Source organism: Xenorhabdus japonica (genome assembly GCF_900115195.1).
In the GTDB taxonomy this organism is placed as follows: Bacteria; Pseudomonadota; Gammaproteobacteria; order Enterobacterales; family Enterobacteriaceae; genus Xenorhabdus; species Xenorhabdus japonica.
In genome coordinates this window covers 107,084-130,281 of sequence record NZ_FOVO01000007.1, presented here as the reverse complement: position 1 = coordinate 130,281, position 23,198 = coordinate 107,084, and the positions used below count along the sequence as shown (strand labels likewise).

The 23,198-nt window shown below is 42.0% G+C and carries 17 protein-coding genes and 1 rRNA gene; 11 read left to right on the top strand and 7 right to left on the bottom strand.

Going from position 1 to position 23,198, the window contains the following annotated elements; translation table 11 throughout:
• A 5S ribosomal RNA gene (rrf, locus tag BM135_RS17900) occupies positions 1 to 88 on the top strand; the annotation flags it as partial.
• A gap of 160 nt (positions 89 to 248) precedes the next feature.
• On the opposite strand, the gene BM135_RS04950 is transcribed toward rrf, so the two are convergent.
• Entirely contained in the window at positions 249 to 905 is a 657-nt protein-coding gene (locus BM135_RS04950; RefSeq protein WP_422646125.1) for a GntR family transcriptional regulator, read from the bottom strand.
• A gap of 367 nt (positions 906 to 1,272) precedes the next feature.
• On the opposite strand from BM135_RS04950, the gene BM135_RS04945 reads away from it, so the two are divergent.
• The 5 genes from BM135_RS04945 (at position 1,273) to BM135_RS04925 (ending at position 8,984) form a co-directional block, all read left to right on the top strand.
• The gene (locus BM135_RS04945) at positions 1,273 to 2,523 is read left to right on the top strand and encodes an NRAMP family divalent metal transporter (protein ID WP_175485957.1); all 1,251 of its coding nucleotides are present in this window, start codon (positions 1,273 to 1,275) and stop codon (positions 2,521 to 2,523) included.
• Between the two features lie 10 nt (positions 2,524 to 2,533).
• On the top strand, positions 2,534 to 3,301 hold the full coding sequence (locus BM135_RS04940; protein WP_092518424.1) for a LamB/YcsF family protein: 768 nt from the start codon (positions 2,534 to 2,536) through the stop codon (positions 3,299 to 3,301).
• Positions 3,302 to 3,341: 40 nt separating this feature from the next.
• A complete protein-coding gene (locus BM135_RS04935; RefSeq protein ID WP_092518423.1) occupies positions 3,342 to 4,940 on the top strand; it encodes a 5-oxoprolinase subunit B/C family protein in 1,599 nt (532 codons plus the stop codon).
• Positions 4,937 to 6,721 (top strand): ATP-binding protein, encoded by a 1,785-nt coding sequence (locus BM135_RS04930; protein ID WP_092518422.1) that lies wholly within the window; start codon positions 4,937 to 4,939, stop codon positions 6,719 to 6,721. Before BM135_RS04935 ends, BM135_RS04930 begins: the two co-directional genes overlap by 4 nt.
• Positions 6,722 to 6,920: 199 nt before the next feature.
• The gene (locus BM135_RS04925) at positions 6,921 to 8,984 is read left to right on the top strand and encodes a TonB-dependent receptor domain-containing protein (protein WP_092518421.1); all 2,064 of its coding nucleotides are present in this window, start codon (positions 6,921 to 6,923) and stop codon (positions 8,982 to 8,984) included.
• A 98-nt stretch (positions 8,985 to 9,082) separates the two neighbouring features.
• On the opposite strand, the gene frdD is transcribed toward BM135_RS04925, so the two are convergent.
• The 4 genes from frdD to frdA are packed head-to-tail and all read right to left on the bottom strand — an operon-like array spanning position 9,083 to position 12,386.
• Positions 9,083 to 9,436, bottom strand: a complete 354-nt coding sequence (gene frdD / locus BM135_RS04920; RefSeq protein WP_092518420.1) for a fumarate reductase subunit FrdD — start codon at positions 9,434 to 9,436, stop codon at positions 9,083 to 9,085.
• Between the two features lie 16 nt (positions 9,437 to 9,452).
• On the bottom strand, positions 9,453 to 9,848 hold the full coding sequence (frdC, locus tag BM135_RS04915; protein WP_092518410.1) for a fumarate reductase subunit FrdC: 396 nt from the start codon (positions 9,846 to 9,848) through the stop codon (positions 9,453 to 9,455).
• A 14-nt stretch (positions 9,849 to 9,862) separates the two neighbouring features.
• On the bottom strand, positions 9,863 to 10,597 hold the full coding sequence (locus tag BM135_RS04910; protein WP_092518409.1) for a succinate dehydrogenase/fumarate reductase iron-sulfur subunit: 735 nt from the start codon (positions 10,595 to 10,597) through the stop codon (positions 9,863 to 9,865).
• Entirely contained in the window at positions 10,590 to 12,386 is a 1,797-nt protein-coding gene (frdA, locus tag BM135_RS04905; protein ID WP_092518408.1) for a fumarate reductase (quinol) flavoprotein subunit, read from the bottom strand. The genes BM135_RS04910 and frdA overlap by 8 nt, the downstream gene beginning before the upstream one ends.
• A gap of 903 nt (positions 12,387 to 13,289) precedes the next feature.
• Here frdA and epmA point away from each other — a divergent pair.
• A complete protein-coding gene (gene epmA / locus BM135_RS04900) occupies positions 13,290 to 14,267 on the top strand; it encodes an elongation factor P--(R)-beta-lysine ligase (RefSeq protein WP_092518407.1) in 978 nt (325 codons plus the stop codon).
• A gap of 83 nt (positions 14,268 to 14,350) precedes the next feature.
• Here epmA and glpQ read toward each other — a convergent pair whose 3' ends face one another.
• Both glpQ and glpT read right to left on the bottom strand, forming a co-directional pair.
• The gene (gene glpQ, locus BM135_RS04895; RefSeq protein ID WP_092518406.1) at positions 14,351 to 15,436 is read right to left on the bottom strand and encodes a glycerophosphodiester phosphodiesterase; all 1,086 of its coding nucleotides are present in this window, start codon (positions 15,434 to 15,436) and stop codon (positions 14,351 to 14,353) included.
• 626 nt (positions 15,437 to 16,062) lie between these two features.
• Entirely contained in the window at positions 16,063 to 17,415 is a 1,353-nt protein-coding gene (glpT, locus tag BM135_RS04890) for a glycerol-3-phosphate transporter (protein WP_092518405.1), read from the bottom strand.
• A 928-nt stretch (positions 17,416 to 18,343) separates the two neighbouring features.
• On the opposite strand from glpT, the gene BM135_RS04885 reads away from it, so the two are divergent.
• From BM135_RS04885 to BM135_RS04875, 4 genes are all read left to right on the top strand, one after another.
• Entirely contained in the window at positions 18,344 to 21,511 is a 3,168-nt protein-coding gene (locus BM135_RS04885) for a thioester reductase domain-containing protein (protein ID WP_092518443.1), read from the top strand.
• On the top strand, positions 21,499 to 21,681 hold the full coding sequence (locus tag BM135_RS04880) for an MbtH family NRPS accessory protein (protein WP_092518404.1): 183 nt from the start codon (positions 21,499 to 21,501) through the stop codon (positions 21,679 to 21,681). Before BM135_RS04885 ends, BM135_RS04880 begins: the two co-directional genes overlap by 13 nt.
• Before the next feature lie 123 nt (positions 21,682 to 21,804).
• On the top strand, positions 21,805 to 21,951 hold the full coding sequence (locus BM135_RS16880; protein ID WP_175485955.1) for a hypothetical protein: 147 nt from the start codon (positions 21,805 to 21,807) through the stop codon (positions 21,949 to 21,951).
• Positions 21,952 to 22,072: 121 nt separating this feature from the next.
• Positions 22,073 to 23,167 (top strand): Fic family protein, encoded by a 1,095-nt coding sequence (locus BM135_RS04875; RefSeq protein WP_092518403.1) that lies wholly within the window; start codon positions 22,073 to 22,075, stop codon positions 23,165 to 23,167.
• Positions 23,168 to 23,198: the final 31 nt, after the last annotated feature.

The window sequence follows — 23,198 nt, the reverse complement described above, 5'->3', positions numbered from 1 at the left end:
CTGACCCCATGCCGAACTCAGCAGTGAAACACCGTAGCGCCGATGGTAGTGTGGGGCCTCCCCATGTGAGAGTAGGACACTGCCAGACAGTCAATCAGACAGAAAAGCCATCCGGTCACGGGTGGCTTTTTTGCGTTTGGGACTTTTATGCCCACACATTTTATTGCTGCTTATTCCAGCGATTATAACGAGTAGATAATTAAAACATGAATACAAATAAGCCCGTATTGAGGGATTTTTTATGATATTTAGTTATTTTTTCGTGTATAAGCGGCCAGTATCGCCCTTTCTGATAATTCCAAATAATCCTTCATTTTTTTAGCCACTAATTCATTTTCTCCTGAATCAAGCAGTTCCAGAATATGCGCGTTTTTATCAATATAAGGCGCATACAAAAGTTCAGGATCATTCAAGATACCAAAAGCCAGACGGAGTTCTGCGGAGATATTGTGATAGAAAATGATTAATCTTTCACTATCAGTTAACTCCACTATCGCAGCATGAAAGCGCATATTTGCTGTTCCGGCACCAATCCAATCTTGTTGTTTGCGGTACTTTTGGGCGACTTCAACGGCTTGTTTCATTTTGGCAATACTAGGGTGCATTGGATAAGCCTGAGCCAGAGCCTGACATTCAATTAGCTGCCGAACTCGATAGATATCAATAATAGATGCAATATCGGGAGTAGCAACAAACACGCCCCGATTAGGTTTATGTTTCAGCAACCCCTCTTGCGTGAGAAGGCGGAACACTTCACGTAACGTATTTCGTGAAATTTCAAGTTGTTCACTGAGTGCTGCTTCAGATAGTCGTTGTCCAGGTAATAACTCCCCAACAACTAGCTTATTTCTTATAGTTTCAGCAATTCTTTTGCTCAAAATCTGGGGAGAATGGTTTTTTTTCATAGTCATCCGTTAGATTTAATGGCTGATAGCAAACACCTTTAAAGCGTATAAAAACGAATCTTCACATATTACCCGATAACCAGCAAGTTACAGCGTTTGAACTAATATGAGGCAACATTATTGTGCCTATTGCACCTAATTTGTGCATTTTGGTGTTCAATTCAACAGAGAATGTTAATAAAGTGATCTTTATCGGGTTTTAAGGATCGATAACATAATTCTACTTGCTTATTTCTTCATCAGATCTTATTTATTGTTCAACAATATATTCATTTTAACCAAACAATTATTTTTTTTAGTTCTACAATGGTACGAATATTGCCTAGGAAACGATAAATACAATAAAGATGACAGGGGAAAATAGCTTATGGCTATGCAGGAAACAGCAAAACAAGACACAATAAATTTTGTATCAAATCGGCGTTCTTCTTTGATTGCTGCGGTTTTTTTGATGGCGACATCAGCGATTGGACCAGGGTTTATCACTCAGACTGCTACATTTACTGCAACAATGGGAGCTGCTTTTGCTTTCGGTATTTTAGCTTCTATTCTGATCGATTTTGTGGTGCAGCAAAATATTTGGCGAATTGTCACATTAACCAAAATGCAATCAGCTGATATTGCCAATGCTGCTATTCCAGGAAGTGGCTATTTATTGGCTATTTTAGTGATTTTTGGTGGATTAGTCTTTAACGTCGGTAATATTGCCGGAGCTGGATTGGGGCTTAATGCCTTGATGGGATTGGACCCAAAATGGGGCGGATTATTCAGTGCGTTAATGGCTATTGGTATTTTTACCTCCCATAAAGCTGGCACTGCTATTGATCGCATCATTGTGATATTAGGGTTAATCATGATAGGAATGACCTTGTTTGTTGCGGTAGTCTCCAACCCTCCAATAGGAGAAGCCTTACGACAAACCGTGCTACCTGATGAAATCAATTTTGCGACGATAACCACTATAGTGGGTGGAACTGTTGGTGGTTACATCTGTTATGCAGGTGCTCATCGTTTACTGGATAAAGGTACTGTAGGTATCGAAAACATTAAAGTTGTTTCCAGTGCAGCAACCAAAGGGATCTTGGTCGTCGGCCTGATGCGATATTTGTTATTTCTTGCCATCTTGGGCGTGGTTGCCAGTGGGGTTACACTTGATGTTGCCAGCGAAACAGCAAATCCTGCCTCACAAGCGTTTCAGGCAGCAGCTGGTGAATTTGGATTACGTATTTTTGGTTTAATCGTTTGGGCAGCGGCAATTACCAGTATTATTGGTGCTGCTTATACTTCTATTTCTTTTTGCAGTGTTTTTCGAAAGCAATTTACTGAGCGTCAGCGCAGTATTGCGACTTTATTTTTTATTGCCATATCATTGGCCGTTTATCTATTAATGGGAACACCACCAGCTGCTTTATTGGTTTTCGCCGGTGGCTTCAACGGGCTTATTCTTCCTCTTGGTTTGACTATCTTTGTTTATGTTGGCTGGAAACGCGCTGATTTGATGGCGGGATATGTCTACCCACGGTGGTTGCTGTGGTCAGGTGCGGTTACTTGTGTGTTGACATGGTACATGGGCGCCATGTCTATCGATTCAATCTTTGAGTTTTTGAAATCAGCTTAAGGAAATCATCATGATAAAAACGATCGATTTAAATAGTGATCTCGGTGAAAGTTTCGGTCAATGGCGTATGGAAAACGATGAAGAAATATTGGAGATTGTCAGTAGTGCTAATGTTGCTTGTGGCTTTCATGCGGGTGATCCGGTAGGGATTTTACAAACATTAAAATCAGCACAAAAAAATAATGTAGCAATAGGTGCCCATGTTTCTTATCCCGATTTGGTTGGCTTTGGTCGGCGTAAAATGGATATAGCCAGTCATGAGCTTACCGCAGATGTTATTTACCAGATTGGAGCTTTGCAAGGATTGGCAGCAGCAGCAGGTACCAGAGTAAGTTATGTCAAACCTCATGGCGCACTTTATAACACGATAGCGAATGATGAATACCAAGGGCTTGCTGTTATTGAAGGAATTCTTGCTATAGATCCCAAGCTTGTGTTGGTTGGTTTGGCGGGGTCAAAAATTCTCAAATTGGCTAAGGAAAGAGGGCTGAGAACCATAGCAGAAGCCTTTGCTGATCGTGCTTATACCTCACAAGGAGAATTAGTTTCCCGCCGTGAAGCAGGTTCTGTTTTTCATGATGCGGATCTCGTTGCTCAACGCATGTTGCAATTGGTGACAGAAGGGGGAGTTGAATCGATTGATGGCAAATTTACACCTATTAAGGCGGATTCGATTTGCGTGCATGGTGATAGCTCCAGTGCGCTGGAGATGGCAAAACAGGTCAAGACAGTTTTGCAACAGGCAGGAATTACCATTCGAACATTTATGCATTCATGAGTATGGATCGCATTGATACGGATTATTTAGGGAGATAGCCTTGCGTTTTTTACCTGTTAATTGCAATACCATAATGGTTGAGTTGAGTGGATTGGCAGAAACACTGGCTCTGCTTGATTCACTGAATATGTCACCTATTTTTGGGATTGAAGAAATTATTCCGGCAGCGAGAACTCTGATGATTCGTTTTCGGCCGACAAAAATATCAATCCGCCAATTGGCGGCAGAAATCAGTGGTCGAGATTTGCAAGAGCGTGGTCATGCAACGGGAAAACGGATAGAAATTCCTGTGCACTACAATGGAGATGACCTCGCACTGGTTGCAGAAATATTGGGATGTACTGTTCAAGAGGTGATTCATCAACATACCGAAAATGAATATACCGTCGCCTTTACTGGGTTTGCTCCCGGATTTGCCTATATGGTGTCGAATACCTCGCAATGGAATATACCGCGTCGAAAAATACCTAGAACACGTATTCCGGCGGGGGCTGTAGCACTGGCAGGGGAATTCAGCAGCATCTATCCGCAAGCGAGTCCCGGAGGATGGCAGATTATCGGTATTACAACCGAACGTATGTGGGATCTTTCCCGCTCATCTCCTGCCTTATTGCAACCGGGTTACCGTGTTAACTTTCGCGATGCCGGATGTTGCCCAGCAACGATCAGTTTGTCCGAAACGCCTATCAATATCATAACGCCTGTTTCAGAGGTTTCTTGTCAGCTAGAAATTTTGTCTGTGGGATTACAAACCTTATTCCAAGATTTGGGGCGCATTGGTCAGGCAAAATTAGGGATCTCAGAATCTGGTGCAATGGACAAAAATGCCTTGCGCAGTGCAAACCGTATTGTTGGTAATCTTTCTGATCAAGCTTGCCTCGAAATAGTGCAGGGAGGATTTAAAGCGATCGCACACGGACAGATACTGATTGCTATTACGGGAGCATTATGTCCAATAGAGATAAAAACCCCATCGGGTGAAATATTTCATGTAAGTACTTACCAACCGATTGATCTAAACGATGGGGATGAAATTTCGTTGGGTATTCCTGTAGCCGGAATGCGCTCTTATCTATCGGTGCGCGGAGGCTTCATAGTTCCAGCTATCTTATCCAGCCATTCATTTGATAGCCTGTCCAATATAGGGCCTGCTCCGTTGAAAATAAATGATAAATTAGCTATCAACGAAACATCTCACTGTGCAGCGATATCTTTCTCTGAGGCATCGGCTTTTGACATGCCAAATAAAGATGAAATCGTGGTATTGGATATCATATTTGGTCCTCGCACAGACTGGTTCACACCAGAATCCATCGACTTATTGAGCAAACAAATTTGGCAGGTAACGCCTCAATCCAACCGTATTGGCCTGAGGCTAAATGGTGAGTGCTCACTATCACGAATTAAGCCACAAGAATTACCCAGCGAAGGAACATGTACAGGAGCGATACAAATTCCGGCCAGTGGGCAGCCCGTATTATTTTTGGCTGACCATCCATTGACTGGAGGGTATCCGGTCATTGCTTCAGTTGCAGATTATCACCTCGATCTTGCTGGTCAGATCCCCGTCAATGCCAAAATTCGTTTTAATCCCATTTGCCCATTTCATGAAATTCAAGGGAGCAATGATTTGCCATGAGCACCACTGTCAATAATTTAAATAATCCCTCTAAGAAAGTGATGATTGCCAACCGTGGTGAGATTGCTGTTCGGATCATTCGGGCTTGCCGTGATTATGGAATACAAACGGTCGCGGTCTATGCGGATGTTGATATCAACGCACAGCATGTTCAATTGGCTGATGAGGCTTATACTCTGGGTGGAAATAGTCCGGTGGAAACTTACCTCAATATTCCCCGTTTATTGGATGTGGCAAAACGGTCTGGAGCAACAATGGTGCACCCAGGTTACGGCTTTTTGTCTGAGCGGGCAGAATTTGCCAGAGCAGTGATTGATGCTGACTTAATTTGGATTGGCCCGAATCCTGAAACTATTGATGAGCTGGGTGATAAAGTTAAGGCGCGTAAAATAGCCCAAAAAGTGGGAGCGCCTTTGGTTGTTGGAACTTCAGAACCCGTCAAAGATGTGCAGGAAGCTGTTGCGTTTGCGGAACTGCATGGTCTGCCGATAGCCATAAAAGCGGCATTTGGTGGTGGCGGCAGAGGTTTGAAGGTGGCTTGGCGGCTGGATGAAGTTGAAGAACTTTATCATTCGGCAGTACGTGAGGCGACTGCCGCATTTGGGCGGGGCGAATGTTTTATTGAGCAATTTTTGGATAAACCTCGTCATATAGAAGCGCAGGTGATTGCGGATAAACAGGGGAATGTTGTGGTTTTGGGAACTCGGGATTGTTCCTTACAGCGCCGTAACCAAAAGTTAGTGGAAGAAGCCCCGGCTCCATTTTTAACACAGGAACAAAGAGAACGTATTCATCAATCAGCAAAAGCCATTTGTGCAGCAGCTAATTATGTGGGGGCTGGTACAGTAGAGTTTTTGCTCAGCGCAGATGGAACCCTTTCTTTCTTGGAAGTGAATACTCGCTTACAAGTAGAGCATCCCGTGACAGAGGAGACGACGGGCATTGATCTGGTTATTGAACAATTGCGAGTTGCGGAAGGTTATCCGTTGAGCATTCAAGAAACGCCTATACCAAGAGGGCATTCGTTTGAATTTCGCATCAATGCAGAAGATGCTGGGAAAGGTTTTTTACCGACATCTGGAACAATCAGCGAATTTACTCCGCCTTCTGGTCCCGGTATTCGTCTGGATTCAGGCGTGGTGAATGGCTCAACCATTCCTGCGACTTTTGACTCATTGATGGCGAAATTAATCGTTACAGGAACAACGCGTGAGCAGGCCATTTCCCGTGCCCGTCGGGCATTGCAGGAATTCAAAATTCAAGGGGTGGCATCGGTATTGCCATTTCATCAAGCGGTGCTGGAGCATTCAGACTTTATTTCTAACGATGAATTTCATGTCCATACTCGTTGGATTGAAACAGATTTTGCCAATGAGTTGGAAAGCTCACCACGTCAGACTGTAATGGAAGATAAAAACATCACTCGTACCTTTATTGAAATTGATGGACGCAGGCATGAATTGGGATTACCTGCGAATTTACTGGCGGGATTGGTGCAGTTAACCCCTACGAGTGAGCAATCCTTTTCTCTGGCTCAATCTGCTGCAAAGGAAAAAGCACCGATAGATCTCCATCAGGTAAAAGCGCCAATTTCCGGAATATTACATTCATGGCTAGTGACGGAGAATGAACCAGTAAATGAAGGGGATGTGATTGCGGTGATGGAAGCGATGAAAATGGAAGTTCAGATCAGCGCTCATTGTTCGGGAAAAATCACCTTCTGTGCGCGAGTGGGAGATTATCTGGATGCAGAAAGTGCTCTAGCCAATATAGCGCAGTAATATTTTTTAAAAATCAAAAGGCTATCAATTAATTGATAGCCTTTTGATCTTACTAAGATGATGAACTTCATGTGTTTCCACTTCCTACATATAGATACATGATATAAATACATGACGTGATAGTTCTTTAAAGTTATTTACATTTTCATGGAAATGTAAATAATAATGCTTCTCAATAATATTACTCCTTGAAAAATATATGTTCAAAATTACCCCAATTTACACTTGCTTAGCTAAAAATGGTTTGTGTGTACCTTTGATGTCAGCTTCTATGTTTATTGCTATCTCTACTAACGCATTTGCAATCACTGAAAATACTAAACAAAAGTCGCCTGCGACTGGAGATACTCTGGTTGTTATTGCGGATAACAATAGTAATAACGATGGACAGGCAGATCAAAAAGTCAGCAAAAATGAAATAAAAGTCAGACAGCCACAAAGTGTGGGAGAAATATTAAAGAATGTCCCTGGAGTACAAGCAGGTCATCCTAGCGCTATAGGACAACGTTTTAAAATTCGTGGCATGGATGATCAATTCATCAATGTGACCATTGATGGCGCAAGACAAGAAGGATATCACTTCCATCATGCAGGGAACTACGGCATAGACCCTGAAATGTTAAAGCAGATTGATATCAAGGTTGGTAGTAACAGTATTACTTACGATACAGGTGCTGTTGCTGGTGCGTTGAAATTTGAAACGGTCGATGCTGGTGATTTATTAGAGCCGGGCCAACTATTTGGCGCAAAAGGAAAATTAAACTATGTAAGTAATGGTTCTGAATTCCAACAATCTTTAGCAACATACGGAAGATTGGGGGCCGTTGATTTACTAGGTTACTTTAACCATCGGAATATGAGTAATTCTAAATCTGGTCGAGACAGCAATGGACGAGACTCAATCCCTACAGATGGAAAACTGTTTAACTATTTATTAAAAGCTAAATTTAATCTGACAGATGAGCAGTATATTAATGTATCAAAAGAACATTATAAGAATGATGCAGAAACTAGCAATAGATTGAATTTTGGACAGGATGTAAATAAAGGGAAAAAGGCAAAGTATGCTATAGACCGTGATACCCATAATATCACTTATGGCTATACGCCAGTGAATAATGACCTGATTGATTTGAAAATATCAGCTTATCATACAGAACAAACCTCTACCCATATGAGATCTGTAAGCGGAAATGGTAAAGGGTTTGATAGTATTGTAGAAACCCAAGGAATTAAAGTTCGTAATACCTCTAGTTTTGACACCTCAAATGTATTTCATGCTGTAACCTATGGATATGAATATTTTGATACCAGAATGAGATACACTGATGTAGACGAAAATGAACATAATAAAGAGTTAGAAAAAGCAGATGCTTCCTCTTTTTATTTAGAAGATGATATTCAGATTGCGGATTTTCATGTGATACCGGGTATTAGATGGGATCATTATAAATATCATACTATTAATAGAAAAGATGAACCCTTTGAGAGAACGTATGCCCGCTTTTCAAAAGCGCTTGGCTTGAAATACGAACTTGGGGCATCAACCACATTATTTGCCAATTATACTGAACTCTTTAGAGGTCCATTGGGCAAAGAACTGATGAGACCAACCAATCATGGAAATAATTTAGTAGAAACAACCGGTTATAACTTAGAGACCGGATTGGCTGGTTCTTACTCTGATATTTTTACCGACAATGACTCATTGGTTGTATCGGGTAAGGTGTTCCAAACGAATTTCAAAAACTTGTCTACAACATTAGCTAAGAGTGAACTACACAATATCCCGAAAGCCAGACTGGAAGGGTTTGAATTAGCGACTGGCTATAAAATTGAGAACTGGTCTTTAAAGGCCACTTACGCCAAAGCCAATAACAAGATTGTTAATGGCAATACGTTGTTTGATAAAGAATTAGAATTTATGCCGTCAGTAGGTGACTCTATGACGGTAGGAGCCAGTTACTTATTTGACCAAACTGACATTGAGCTCGGTTGGAATTCCCGATTTGTATCGTCAAAAAATTCAAAGGGTAAAGAGAAAAATAATATTGTCGGCATCCATAAATCTGGATATGGCGTAAGCAATATGTATATCTCTTGGGCACCAAAAACAGGGGTATTTAAAAATACAGAACTCCTGTTTGGTATCGATAATCTCTTCGATAAACGTTACAACGAACATTCTTACTATTTGAAACAATATCAAGGGCAAGAAGAGAAAGGCCGCACATATAAAGCGACAATTTCTTATAAATTCTGATAAAAATGTCTTAAATACCTTTCTTAACAAGTCTGCGGTTTATCCGCAGACTTGTTCCCAAGATTACTTGCCGATTATCGCAATTACAGCTATTACAATTACAGAGTAAAAACCCCAATTAAGGCAACAACACTCAAAATCGCGGCAGCACCATAGAATATCCATTTACTGGCGGGAACATGAATTTGCAAATCGTGCATTCCGTGGTGGATACGGTGCATTCCGCACCACAGTGGCAGGCAGATCATCAGCAGCAAAAAGATGCGACCAATAAAACTTTGGCAAAATGTCAGGATACGCTCATAAGAAAGCACTTCTGGTACCAGACCGAATGGTATCAGAATGCCCAGCAACAGAATAATTGCAGGGCCAACAATAGCGCTCCACATCCCGCCAGCACCAAACAGACCCCAGAAAATCGGTTCATCGGAACGCTTAGGTACTTGATTCATCAGATCCTCCTTGGGGCTAGAAAAACAGTGCAACGCCGAGAATCACGGCAGTAGCAATAATGGTGGTTGCCCATAGCAGCTTGATAATCGGCTCGGGTGACATTTTCTCATTTTTGACAATGATATTGAGAGCCTTCGGAGCCAGCTCAAACCATGTTTTTGTATGCAGCAAGGTTGCCAGCAGGGTGATGATGTTAATCAACAGCACAGCAGGGTGCTGCAAGAAAGAGACAAATCCCGCCCAGCTTTCCGGGCCATCTTTCAGGGCAAACACACCGTAAAGCACCAGCAAGCTGAACCAAACAGTAGGGACAGATGTGCCTTCGCGTAGCATATAAAAGCGATAAAATCCCAGTTTTTGCCACCAATTAGCTTCCATGCCACGTACATAAGGTTTGCGTTTTGTTGTCATTACTCTTCCCTCCCTTATTGTGGTTTCAGTATGGAGATAATGAAATCTTTGGCACTTTCTGCTTTGCTTTGCTGAATAGCTCCCGCTGGATCAACATGCTTCGGGCACACTTCAGAGCAATAACCAACGAAAGTACAAGACCAGACTCCATTGTCACTGTTGATTTGCGGCATACGTTCTTTTTTGCCGTGGTCGCGGTTATCAAGGTTATAGCGGTGTGCTAATGTGACCGCAGCAGGCCCAATAAACTCAGGATTCAAGCCAAATTGAGGACAGGCGGCGTAGCACAGGCCACAGTTGATACAGCCTGAAAACTGATGGTATTTTGCCATTTGGGCTGGTGTCTGCACATTCGGGCCATCAGCGGGTTTGCGATTATTGCCGATAATATAGGGTTTGATGGCTTCCAGACTCTCAATAAAATGAGTCATATCTACCACTAAATCCCGCTCAATTGGGAAATTGCCCAGTGCTTCAACTTTCATTCCTTGGGCATAATCGCGCAGAAATATCTTACATGCCAATTTTGGTACACGATTTACCATCATGCCGCAAGAACCACAGATTGCCATGCGGCAAGACCAGCGGTAAGAAAGGTCTGGTGCCAGATTGTCCTTGATGTAACCCAACGCATCCAACAGTGAAGTCTGCTCATCGTAAGGCACTTCATAAGTGACGAAATGAGGTTCACTGTCAATTTCCGGGTTATAGCGCATGACTTCCATTTTCAGGTTTTTCATCTCAGTCATTCGCTTGCTCCTTCTGTTGTTTCTCTTGTGCAGCCGCTTCGCCCCCATATACCCGCTTCGCTGGTTGAGATTTGGTGATCTTCACATTACTGTATTCCAGTCGTGGAGCACCTTCAGGATTATAGAAGGCCAGCGTATGTTTCAAGAAATTCTCATCGTCGCGTTCGGTAAAACCCTCATCAAGACGCTGGTGAGCACCACGTGACTCTTTACGGTTCATGGCGGAATGAGCCATACACTCAGCAACATCTAAACTGAATCCCAATTCGATGGTATAGAGCAGATCCGTATTGAATACGCTGGAATGATCGCTAATTTGGATATGCTTGAAGCGTTCTTTTAATTCAGCAATTTTGTCGATGGTTTTCTGCATCAGCTCTGGTGTACGGTAAATACCGCATCCTTCTTCCATTGACGTCCCCATTTCATCGCGGATTTTCGCCCAGTTTTCACCGCCTTTCTGGTTTAGCAGCTTATTGAGTTTATCTTCGACATCACGGGCTTGAGCATTCAATACATTGTCGTTGGCGGGTTCGACGCCCTGAATATGTTTGACCGCCTCTTCACCGGCCAAACGACCAAACACAACCAGTTCAGCCAGAGAGTTAGAACCGAGGCGGTTTGCGCCATGTAAGCCAACAGAAGAACATTCTCCAACCGCAAACAGCCCTTTGATGCGGGTCTCACATTGCTGATTAGTTTCGATTCCGCCCATGGTGTAATGTGCAGTTGGGCGAACAGGAATTGGCTCTTTGACCGGATCAACACCGACATAGGCTTTTGCCAGCTCACAGATAAACGGCAGACGTTCGAGCAGCTTTTTCTCACCCAAATGGCGTAAATCCAGATGTACCACATCACCGCGTGGCGTGGCGATGGTGCGGCCTGCACGCCACTCATGCCAGAATGCTTGAGACACTTTGTCGCGCGGACCTAATTCCATATATTTGTTTTCAGGATGTCCAAGAGGCGTTTCTGGCCCCAACCCATAATCCTGTAGATAACGATAGCCGTCCTTGTTCACCAGAATCCCGCCTTCACCGCGGCAGCCCTCCGTCATCAAAATGCCGGAACCGGGCAGGCCTGTTGGGTGATACTGCACAAATTCCATATCGCGCAATGGGACTCCGTGACGGAATGCGATTCCCATGCCATCACCAGTGACAATGCCGCCATTGGTATTGTAACGGTATACGCGACCGGCTCCGCCTGTTGCCATAATGATTGCATTGGCGCGGATCTGAACTTTCGTTCCTTCCATCATATTCAGCGCAACCAATCCGCGCGCTTGTCCTTCATCTACCAAAATATCGAGGATAAAATGCTCATCAAAGCGCTGGATTTGCGGGTACTTGAGGGATGTTTGAAATAGCGTATGGAGCATATGAAAGCCAGTTTTATCGGCGGCAAACCACGTGCGTTCAATTTTCATGCCTCCGAAACGACGAACATTAATGGAACCATCTTCCTTACGGCTCCACGGGCAACCCCATTGTTCCAATTGGATCATTTCGGTCGGGCAATGTTTGACAAAATACTCCACCACACCTTGTTCGCACAGCCAGTCACCACCGGATACTGTGTCATTGAAGTGAAAGTCATAGGAATCGTGCGATTGGGTGACTGCGGCTGATCCACCTTCTGCGGCCACAGTATGGCTACGCATAGGATAAACTTTTGAGAGCAAGGCGATTTTGAGTTGAGGATTGGCTTCAGCAGCAGCGATAGCAGCTCGTAGCCCAGCGCCACCAGCTCCGATAATCGCGAGGTCGACATTGAAGGTTTGCACTGCTCTTCTCCATTGTTCAAGTGAAACAATTTTTCTTGTTTAACGAAGTATTGAAGGTAATTTTTTTATGTCTTAACGATTTAGGGGCGATATCTATTACTTTTTGTATGGTTTAAGTATAACGGATTGTTGAGCGCGTAAATTTGATATGAATGCGGGTTTTGCAGGATTTTGCCGATAAAATGTGATCTTTAGCATGTTTTTTGCTCAGTGGTATTATAACTACAATAAATAATAGTTATTAATTTATGGACATGGATGTGAGGTGCTTTATTTTATAAATAAATCATTTAGATATAGTTGAATTTATTTTTATACTATCAACATAATGTTAATATATTCTGATTTTTGGGTTCGAAATGAAAAGGGTATAGTGATTAGTTAGTCTATTTTATTTCTTTACAGTAGCTAGGTTGTGAATATGACATTGTTATGAAACATTATTTGGCTGAATTGTTTTTATTTTTCTGATGGTAATAGTTTTTAATTATAAACAATGACTAAGAAGCGCTAGTGGCTAAATAATACTGCCCGAATTGTTTTGTTATTTTAGTCAATTTAGTTAGCGGGTTTGGATTTTGTATAAAACTATTTTTTATATTTATGTTAATTGTGTTCATGTCCTTATGTATTTGAAAGTTCTCTTGGTTAAAAAACAAAATATTTTTTATTGTTATTTTTAATTAGTTATGATTGCATATGTCGTTATGATTGCATAAGTATGAGCATTACTGGCAGGGCAAAAACTGATATTCTTTTTTGCTCTATCAGATTCGGGTTATTTTTTACATAATTAAAAATTAAAATGGGAAGTTACAGGCAATAAGTTTAAGACAATGAATTGTCTGGCTGACTTAATGCAGGTAGACTGCGCGTTTTGTTTTATTTTGGAGTCATAGCAACATGAACGAGGTCGCGAATTGGCAGCCAAGTGCCCCTATCGCTAATTTATTGAAAAGGGCGGAGATTCTAACAGAAATACGGCGCTTTTTCGCAGAACGTGGGGTGTTGGAAGTTGAAACTCCTGCCATGAGTCAAGCGACTGTCACCGACGTTCATCTGGTACCTTTCCAGACACAGTTCGTTGGGCCGGGAGCGGCAGATGGTTTGACTCTGTACCTGATGACTAGCCCTGAATATCACATGAAGCGTTTGTTGGCAGCCGGAAGTGGTTCCATTTATCAGATGGGGAAAAGTTTCCGCAATGAGGAAGCAGGCCGTCATCATAATCCAGAATTCACCATGTTGGAGTGGTATCGTCAGCACTACGACATGTACCGCTTAATGAATGAAGTGGATGATCTGTTGCAACAGGTCTTGGATTGTAAAAGTGCCGAATCACTTTCTTACCAACAGGCCTTCATTCGATATCTGAATATCGATCCTCTTACTGCAAGCAAAGAAAAATTGCGTGAAGTAGCGGCGAAACTCGATCTCAGTAATATCGCCGAGCAGGAAGAAGATCGGGATACTTTATTGCAACTGCTTTTCGTCATGGGTGTAGAAACTCAGATCGGCATTGAAAAACCGACATTTATCTATCACTTCCCTGCTTCTCAAGCCGCATTGGCCGAAATCAGCAAGGAAGATCACCGAGTTGCGGAGCGTTTTGAAGTCTATTTCAAGGGCATGGAGTTGGCGAATGGTTTTCGTGAACTGACGGACAGCAATGAACAGCGTCTTCGTTTCGAGCAGGATAACCGCAAACGTGAAGCGATGGGGTTGCCTGTTCAGCCTATTGATGAATATCTGCTTGCTGCTTTTGCTCATGGAATGCCTGAATGTGCTGGCGTGGCATTGGGGGTGGATCGTCTGATTATGCTGGCATTGGGTGCTGATCGGATTAGTGAAGTTATTGCTTTTCCTGTGGGGATCTCGTGACAACATTATTTATGTCATATACCCAGTTCCGTTAGTTTCTATTGGGGCAGTCTTGGACTGCCCCTTTATTTTACCTGCTCTGATTATTTATGTTCGTGATGTTTTTCCAGAAACTTCACTGCTAAATCAGGAAAATCTGTGAATGCGCCATCGACATTAGCTTTGTTGAAAACAATATCGAATAATTGATCGCCGCTGGTGGCATATTTCGGCAATTGATCGATACGGATGGTGTACGGGTGTACCACCAGATGGCTGGCGTGGGCCTCTTTCACCATGCTGGTCAACTTAATGTTGTTTGGTTTAGAGTCATTGGCGATAAGCATGTGGTAATCAGGGCCAATTCCATCAGCATATTTTGCCACTTCTTTCATCGCACCAGGTTTAAACATCCACTCATAGCTATAATTCTGCCATGTGCCATCTGGTTTTTGTTCGTAAGTTTCCTTCCAGTCGGTGTAAGCGATAAGCTGAACCAGTTTCAGATCCATGCCCAGTTTCGGCTCTAGCTCATTTTTGATGCGTTTGAGTTCATTGGCATCAAAGCATTGCAGGTAAACTTTATCGCTCTTTTTGGTGTAGCCATATTGTTTCAGGACTTCCAGCACTTTGTTTGTGATATCTTTGCCTTCCTGACGATGGAACCACGGTGCTTTGATCTCAGGATAGATGCCAATGTCTTTGCCTGTGGACTTATTCAGACCTTGAATAAATTCAAGTTCTTCCTGAAAGGTATGAATGTGGAAATCTGATTTCCCCATCGGGAAACGACCAGGATAGCTTTGGGCTTTTTTGCCATTCTTGATATCAAAACCTTCAGTAAATTTCAGTGAATTAATTTCTGGCAGAGTAAAATCGATGGCATAGTAGCGGCCATCAGCACGGGCGCGATTGGGAAAACGTTCTGCAACATCGGTTACGCGATCAAGATAATGATCGTGTAATACAATGAGCTGGTCATCTTTAGTCATTACCAGATCTTGCTCAAGATAATCAGCACCTTGTGCATAGGCCATTGCTTTGGCGGGCAATGTATGTTCAGGCAAGTAACCGCTGGCACCACGATGGGCGATGACTATTTTATCAGTTTTATCAGCAGCATACGCAATGCCTGACATTGATGATGCTAACAGAATGCCTGCCATGATTGCTTTGATGGGGGTCTGCATTGGGATTCTCCATATATTCTAATAAAAATCTTAAATAAGAAATTATACTGCTGATCGTTTCACTGATTTTTTATCATCAGCCAGAAGAATAGGGTGATTATTCAGATTGCTTTTTATATAAAATAATAGCGTAATACAATCCTGAATATTGGTTTTACCAGAAGTATGTCACAGTTTTATGACATAAAATTTTTTCTTTAGATTCTATTTATGATTAGCCTTATTCTATCTGTTATTAAATGAACAAAATTATAAGATAGAATCGATTTTTTTATATTTAAATAATAGTCAAATAGTCACTATAAATCATATAAATGGACACTAATAAAGTAAGAGATACTTATCATTAATTAATGTAGGAGACAATGTGAATCCTTTACGAATACTTCATTTGAACACTCTGAAAATACTATTTTTTTGGAAGAAGAACATCTTTTTTAGGGGGAGGCTAAGTATTTTCTTCCTTAAGAAAATATATGTAATGTGAAAGAAAATAACGTATTTATCAATGTATAAGATACTTAACTACTTTGGTTCCAAATATTCAGTATTTCTAATGAAATCGCAGTACAATAAAATTGTACTGCGATTGATATAGTTATTAATTAGTGTCTTTATTAATTATATCACTGACCCTGACGGGAAATTTCCTGCTTGTGTTTATTTTCACTTAACATGACAAACAAAAGTAGGATAACAGAGAGGGTGCTACCGCCGATCATAACCATAAAGCCGCCATCCCAACCAAAGAAGTCAACGGTGTAACCGACGATGATACTGGCTGCAACCGAGCCACCCAGATAGCCGAACAAACCGGTAAAGCCTGCTGCTGTCCCTGCTGCTTTTTTCGGTGCCAGTTCCAGCGCATGCAGGCCGATCAGCATAACTGGGCCGTAAATCAGGAAGCCGATAACCAGCATACAGAACATATCAATATTCGGGTTACCCGCAGGGTTCATCCAGAACACGATAGTTGCGATAGTGACGAGTATCATGAAGAATACGCCAGTTGCACCACGGTTACCTTTGAATACTTTGTCAGACATCCAGCCACACAATAACGTACCTGGAATACCCGCATACTCATACAGGAAATAAGCCCAAGAGGATTTATCCATGGCAAAGTGTTTCACTTCCTTCAAGTAAGTTGGTGACCAGTCAAGAATACCGTAGCGCAGCAAGTATACGAATACGTTGGCAATTGCGATCATCCACAGCAATTTGTTCGGCAAAACGTACTGCATGAAAATTTCTTTTGCTGTCAGTTCCTTTTCATTTTTTTCCGTATAATCAACCGGATAGTCGTTTTTGTATTCTTCGATTGGCGGTAAACCACAGGATTGCGGTGTATCGCGCATTAAGGTGAAAACGATTATTGCCACGAGAATCGCTGCAAATGCTGGCATATAAAACGCAGCTTTCCAGTCATTGAACCAAGCCATACCCAACATGAACAGTAATGGTGGAATGCCTCCACCAACGTTATGAGCACAGTTCCAGACAGAAACAATTCTGCCGCGTTCTTTTTGCGACCACCAGTGAACCATGGTGCGACCGCAAGGAGGCCAACCCATACCTTGGAACCAACCACATAGGAACAGCAAGACAAACATGATGGCAATGCTAGAGGTTGCCCACGGTACAAAGCCCATAAACAACATTACTGCCGCTGCCAGTATCAAGCCCGCAGGCAAGAAAACACGTGGATTCGAGCGGTCGGAAACGGAACCCATGATGAATTTTGAGAATCCGTATGCAATTGAAATACCTGATAACGCGAAGCCAAGATCTCCTTTAGAAAAGCCTTGCTCGATCAAAGACGGTATGGCTAACGCAAAGTTTTTTCTTACCAGATAGTAAGCTGCATACCCAAAGAATATCCCCATAAAAATTTGCCAGCGCAAGCGACGATAGAGTGGATCTATTTCTTGCGCAGGCAACCGAGCCTTATGAGGCGTCGGCTTGAAAATACTTAACATATTTATCTCCACGTGACTTTTGTATGAGCACATTACCACCATTAAACAGTGATGGCGTTAAATGAAATTTAAAGCTATTTATTTTCTTTATCGAAGAGTATATTAGCTAAAGCAACCTTATATAACTGTGAGGTATCGCTAATATAATATAGATATTATTTCGTAAAGTTGGCGATTTTGAGTGATTTAGTACTTTTTAAATATAATTTATTTATAATATCGTGAAGTTTGTCACAATAAATGGCTTTATTTGTTGTTTTTGTACATTTAAAGTTCGTTTATGTTCTCTAGCAAACAAAATCCCATTATTACTAGGGAGCTTTACTGGTGCAGCAACTATTATAAATGTGATCTAATAAAATAGATGGCAGTGTGCTCCTGCCTGTTGTTTTTAACAGATTGTACTATTTATCTGATGGTGTTATTTAAATAATGTTTTTCTTATTAATATGATTTAATTTTTATTTACATGTTTGGCGTTTTTTATAACGCAGTTATAAATAAAATGTTTGAAATTAAAATTCAAAATAATAGATATTACTATAAATGGTTATTCATACTTAGAGCAGCAGTTTTTAAGTAGGTCTGGATGACTATTTATGTTGTAAAATATAATAATATCAATTAGTTGTAGGCATGGTTGCGGATTGTATAGGCGTAATACACTCTGTCTTCCAATTAATGATCAAATGTATATAAGTTGATTGTTTGATTAATAAAATATTACAAATTAATACTAATTAATATATTTATTAAATTCGCAAGAAATTTTTTGCAATTTATTTTTCTATCCCGGTTAATGTCGACGTAAGGTATTTGAAAATACTGAATGTAGGCAGCAACTGGAAGATAACGACTACCTGCATCAATGCCTCCATTCATCACTAAAACTGATGGAATCAATGAGGCTCAGAATGAGAACATCATTATGAATACTTACACACATAAGGCAATATTACACACAGCATTTACTACTGGGCAAAAAAAATCTCCTGCTGTTGAAATAGAATTTACTAGTAATATCAGTCAGATGACAGCAGATCTAAAACCGTGGTTTAAAAATGTTCCTTCTCGGTTAGCTGAGTTGGCCAAAATTATACCAAATGACATAGCTGTTTCTGATCCATATGAAACGTTGACATTTGGTGAATTGGATCAGCGGATTGAGCGTGCGGCATATGTTTTACGTTACTACGGTGCCAAAATGGGTAGCAATGTTGCCGTTGCGGCCCAACGGGGTATTTCATGGTTTGTAACCATGCAGGCAATTTGGAGAATAGGGGCGGTGTATATTCCCCTGAATACCATGATGCCGGAAAAGCGCCTGAATGATATTCTCGCCAGTCTGCCGGAAAGTATTCTGGTATCTGATGATACTGTGTCGGCGGATCTTAAGGCATCAACATTAATTCCTATGGATGCTATCTTAAATAAGGGTATTCCAGCCAAAGCAGCAGAGAATAGTGATATCCCTGTGTTGGGTGATCACCCTGCTTATGTGATGTTCACTTCCGGTTCTACAGGATTGCCAAAAGCTGTACAAGTACAGCATGACAATCTGGCCGCTTGTCTATGCGGATTTGGCAAACTGTTGTCAATCAGTCAGCGTGACCATATGTTGGCGTTGACGACGTTCTCTTTTGATATCTCCGTCTTGGAACTACTGCTGACCGTAGTTCATGGTGGCAGTATCTACATCACTTCAATTGATACTCAACGTGATGCAATGGCGTTGTCTGAAATACTGTCGAGCTCACAATTCACTTTCGCCCAGGCAACACCTGTGACGTGGTCAATGGCCCTGAATGCCGGCTGGAAGCCTCGCCCAGAAATGGCCATGCTTTGTGGAGGGGAAGCGTTGTCACAAGATCTGGCAGATCAACTGACTGCTACCGAAGGCACACTATGGAACCTCTACGGCCCAACGGAAACAACCATCTGGTCAACCGCGTTCTGCATGAAAAAAGGTGATAAAGTTCAATTGGGTGGCCCTATTCCGGGCACCAGTATCACGATTGTGGATAAACACCTGCGACCTGTTCCCAAAGGGACTGTGGGAGAAATTCTCATCGGTGGATTGGGTGTGACCGCAGGCTATCGCAATAACCCGACTGAAACGGCTAAAAGATATGTCCCCGATATGGCACAAGAAGGTGAAAGGGCTTATTTAACGGGAGATATGGCACGTATGCTTGAAGATGGCTCCTTCATTTATATGGGGAGACAAGACGATCAGGTAAAAGTGCGAGGATATCGAATCGAGTTAGGTGAGATAGAAATTGCATTGAGAAAACAAAATGGTGTACAGGATGCGATTATCCGAGTCTCTGGCAGCGGTGATTTTGCCAAGATCCAAGCGTTTGTACTGTTCAACCCTAATCTGGTTGTATCAGGGGATTGGGTGCGCGAGACTCAGGTTTCTCTCAGGGAAGTACTGCATGAAGCCTGGATACCGACCGAATATTTCCGCATCCCTTATATTCCGCTGACAAGCAGTGGCAAAAGAGATAAAAAGCGGTTGGAGGAAGTCGCGGAACGATTAAATGCCAGCCATGACACGGTACAGCCACGAACTGAAAATGAAAAACGCGTTTATGATATTTGGAGTCGCTTACTGGCGACGGATGTATTTGGTATCAATGATGATTTCTTCCAAATCGGGGGGCACTCTATCCTTGTCGCCCGCATGGTAGAGCACATTGAAAAAGCGTTTTCAATGAGGATTCCGATTTCCGGTATCTATGTTGAGCCGACCGTTGCCAGAATAGCATCCATTTTGGATGAAATGATGGTTGCACGTCAGGCAAATCCCGCTCAGCTCGTGGGAACATACCATAGCGAAGCGTTAATTCGTCAGCATGCGGAGACGCTCAGGAATGACGTTTACCTAAAAGAGGGAGTTCGTCCTGATGGATTGGCTCATGCCAATTGGTATCAGCCAGAAAAAGTATTGCTGACAGGCGCGACCGGATATCTTGGGCTGCATTTGCTGGAGCAATTGCTGAAACAAACCTCGGCCAGAGTCATTTGTTTGTGCCGTGCATCTGATGCAGAACATGCTCGTGAAAGAATCAAGGCTGGATTCAAAAATTACCATATCGATGTAGGTAACAAGCTTGATCGTGTAGATTTTATTATCGGTGATTTGGGACAGCCGCGTTTTGGCTTATTGCCTGAATCATGGACACAATTGGCAGAAGAGGTTGATGTTATTTACCACAATGGAGCACTGGTTAATTTCATCTATCCTTATAGTGCCTTGAAAAGCATCAACGTTGATGGTACTCGAACCGCGCTGGATCTGGCCTGTACTACACGCTTGAAACATTTTCACTATGTTTCTTCTGTAAACGCACTGTTTGCTACAGAATCACCTCGTCCTTATATGGAAGATGATCGTGCCATGAGTGAGTCGGTTCGTGATCCTTCCGGTTATTCGGGAAGTAAATGGGTATCTGAAGGGATAATCAATATTGCCCGTCAAAGAGGTGTTCCTGTCAGTATTTATCGGCCAGGACTAATTCTCGGACATACCCGTACAGGGGCTGCACAGGGGAATGATTATCTGATTGCATCCTTGAAAGGTTATTTGGCAATGGGATTCTATCCCGACCATGCTCTGTTGCTTGATATCGTGCCGGTTGATTATGTGGCGGCTTCACTGGTGCACATCTCCAAGCAGTCGGAATCCAATGGGAAATTCTTTAACTTGTTTAATCCAGAGCAGGTATCTATCCGGCAATTTTTCGACTGGGTGCAAGATTTTGGTTATATCCTCAATTCTGTGCCATTTGATGAGGGTAAAGATAAGATCCTTGCGCTAGATGATACTCACCCATTGTATCCCTTAATCCCACTGATCAGAGATATGACAGAAAGGCCTTATCGTGCGTTAGATCCGGCCTATATTGATGAAATTCATCCTGAACTGGAGCTGAAGAATACGCTGGCAGGGTTAGCGGGAAGTGATATCCGTTGCCCAACAATTACCGCGGAGTATGTTCATCAGGTATTGCGTTACCTGATTGGTATTGGGTTCCTGCCTGCTGTTCTTTCAGAAAGTTTCAAAAAGGAGACTGTAGCATGGAACGGTTAACCGGAAATGATGCCATGAATTGGATGGTTGTCATTAATGATAAAAAGCAGTATTCAGTCTGGCCTGTTGAGTATGAGATCCCGATGGGATGGATGGCAATCTGCAAGACAGGAACAAAAGAAGAATGCTTGAGCCATATCGCTAAAATTTGGCCGGAGCCAACAAAATAGATATCGCTGGTCGACATAGTTAAGCGAATACAATTAACAGAATACAGTTAATCGAATTATGGGCATCTCCTTACGGGACATGCCCATTTTTTATTTGTATCTGTCGTCAATGCAGTAACTAGCTTGAAACCAATGCGTCATCTGCTGGATAAGACGTTGAAAATTGATCATCGGCGTGAATTGCCAAAATATTCCTTTGGGACATTTCGTGGTAGCGACTTTCTCCAATTGCACCTTTACCTTGCGCGGGCGCTGGATTCAGCAGGATAATTTCAGCCAGTGAGTCAATTAGGTATGCTATTCGCCTCATTTTGTGAGGCGAATAGAGTTGTTATTTGCCTCACAAAATGAGTAGAATAGTTCGACTATAGGCGTCATAAGGTGAAATTCAATGTGGATATGGGAACAAGAAAATTGGCCTAATTTCCAATGGAATGAGCATGCACTGAAACCTCTATTACGGGAAATTCATTTTAATCAAGGGTTGTTATTAGGAAAATCTGACATTGAAAGTACAGAGCAAGCAACGTTGGACAATCTTCTTGCTAATATTCTCTATTCCTGTGAAATAGAAGGTGAAAAGTTAAATGCATTATCAGTACGCTCTTCATTGGCAAATCGATTAGGGATCAGTGAAGTTAAACCCTATCCAACTAGTGAACAGTCCGATGGTATGGCAGAAGTCGCCTTAGATGTAGTCGAAAGATATAACGAACCGCTGACGCTGAAACGTATCTTGAAATGGCACGAATTGATGTTTCCCGCAGGTTATACTTTGTTTAATCCTATCAAGGCTGGTCAGCTGCGTCATGGAGGAATAGAGGTCGTTTCCGGTAGAATAGATAATCCTATTGTTCATTTTGAAGCTCCACCTGCCGAAAAATTGCAGGAAGAAATGACAAAATTTCTTGTTTGGTTCAATCAATCCCGTCATGAATTCAATCTTGATCCAATCTTGCGTGCAGCTATCGTACACTTATGGTTTGTTACATTGCATCCCATGGAAGATGGTAATGGACGTATTACTCGATTCCTGACTGATTTAGTATTGGCACAAGGAGAAAGCCGTTCTATTCGGTTTTATGCTATGTCAGTGAGTATTTGTGAACGTCGTAAGCAATATTACGAAATACTGGAGCAAACTCAGCGCAGTGGCTTAGATATCACCAATTGGATGGTATGGTTTCTACAAACACTTAATAGCACGCTTATTGATAAATTGCAGCAAATTGAGAGTACAGTGAAGAAGACCCGATTTTGGCGCCGTGTCGATCAAAGCCAATTGAGTCAGGAGCAAATAAAAGTATTGAATAGAATGTTGGATGGTGATTTTCAGCAAGGTATCAATAGTAGTCAATATCAGAAAATTGCTAAAGTTAGTCGTGCAACTGCGACCCGACATTTAAAACATCTAATAGAACTCAGTTGCTTGGAAAAAACTGAAGCTGGTGGTCGCAGTACACGTTACATTATTCATCATATTTGAGTCTATTATTAAAAAAATAGCGGCAGTATAA

Bases quoted from the DNA above. Each gene is read 5' to 3' on its own strand.
- frdD (WP_092518420.1), bottom strand. From the start codon at position 9,436: ATGAATCAAGTACCTAAGCGTTCCGATGAACCGATTTTCTGGGGTCTG.
- BM135_RS04940 (WP_092518424.1), top strand. From the start codon at position 2,534: ATGATAAAAACGATCGATTTAAATAGTGATCTCGGTGAAAGTTTCGGT.
- BM135_RS04925 (WP_092518421.1), top strand. From the start codon at position 6,921: ATGTTCAAAATTACCCCAATTTACACTTGCTTAGCTAAAAATGGTTTG.
- BM135_RS04950 (WP_422646125.1), bottom strand. From the start codon at position 905: ATGAAAAAAAACCATTCTCCCCAGATTTTGAGCAAAAGAATTGCTGAA.
- glpT (WP_092518405.1), bottom strand. From the start codon at position 17,415: ATGTTAAGTATTTTCAAGCCGACGCCTCATAAGGCTCGGTTGCCTGCG.
- BM135_RS04885 (WP_092518443.1), top strand. From the start codon at position 18,344: ATGAATACTTACACACATAAGGCAATATTACACACAGCATTTACTACT.
- BM135_RS04910 (WP_092518409.1), bottom strand. From the start codon at position 10,597: ATGACTGAGATGAAAAACCTGAAAATGGAAGTCATGCGCTATAACCCG.
- BM135_RS04880 (WP_092518404.1), top strand. From the start codon at position 21,499: ATGGAACGGTTAACCGGAAATGATGCCATGAATTGGATGGTTGTCATT.
- epmA (WP_092518407.1), top strand. From the start codon at position 13,290: ATGAACGAGGTCGCGAATTGGCAGCCAAGTGCCCCTATCGCTAATTTA.
- BM135_RS04930 (WP_092518422.1), top strand. From the start codon at position 4,937: ATGAGCACCACTGTCAATAATTTAAATAATCCCTCTAAGAAAGTGATG.
- BM135_RS04945 (WP_175485957.1), top strand. From the start codon at position 1,273: ATGGCTATGCAGGAAACAGCAAAACAAGACACAATAAATTTTGTATCA.
- frdC (WP_092518410.1), bottom strand. From the start codon at position 9,848: ATGACAACAAAACGCAAACCTTATGTACGTGGCATGGAAGCTAATTGG.
- BM135_RS04875 (WP_092518403.1), top strand. From the start codon at position 22,073: ATGTGGATATGGGAACAAGAAAATTGGCCTAATTTCCAATGGAATGAG.
- glpQ (WP_092518406.1), bottom strand. From the start codon at position 15,436: ATGCAGACCCCCATCAAAGCAATCATGGCAGGCATTCTGTTAGCATCA.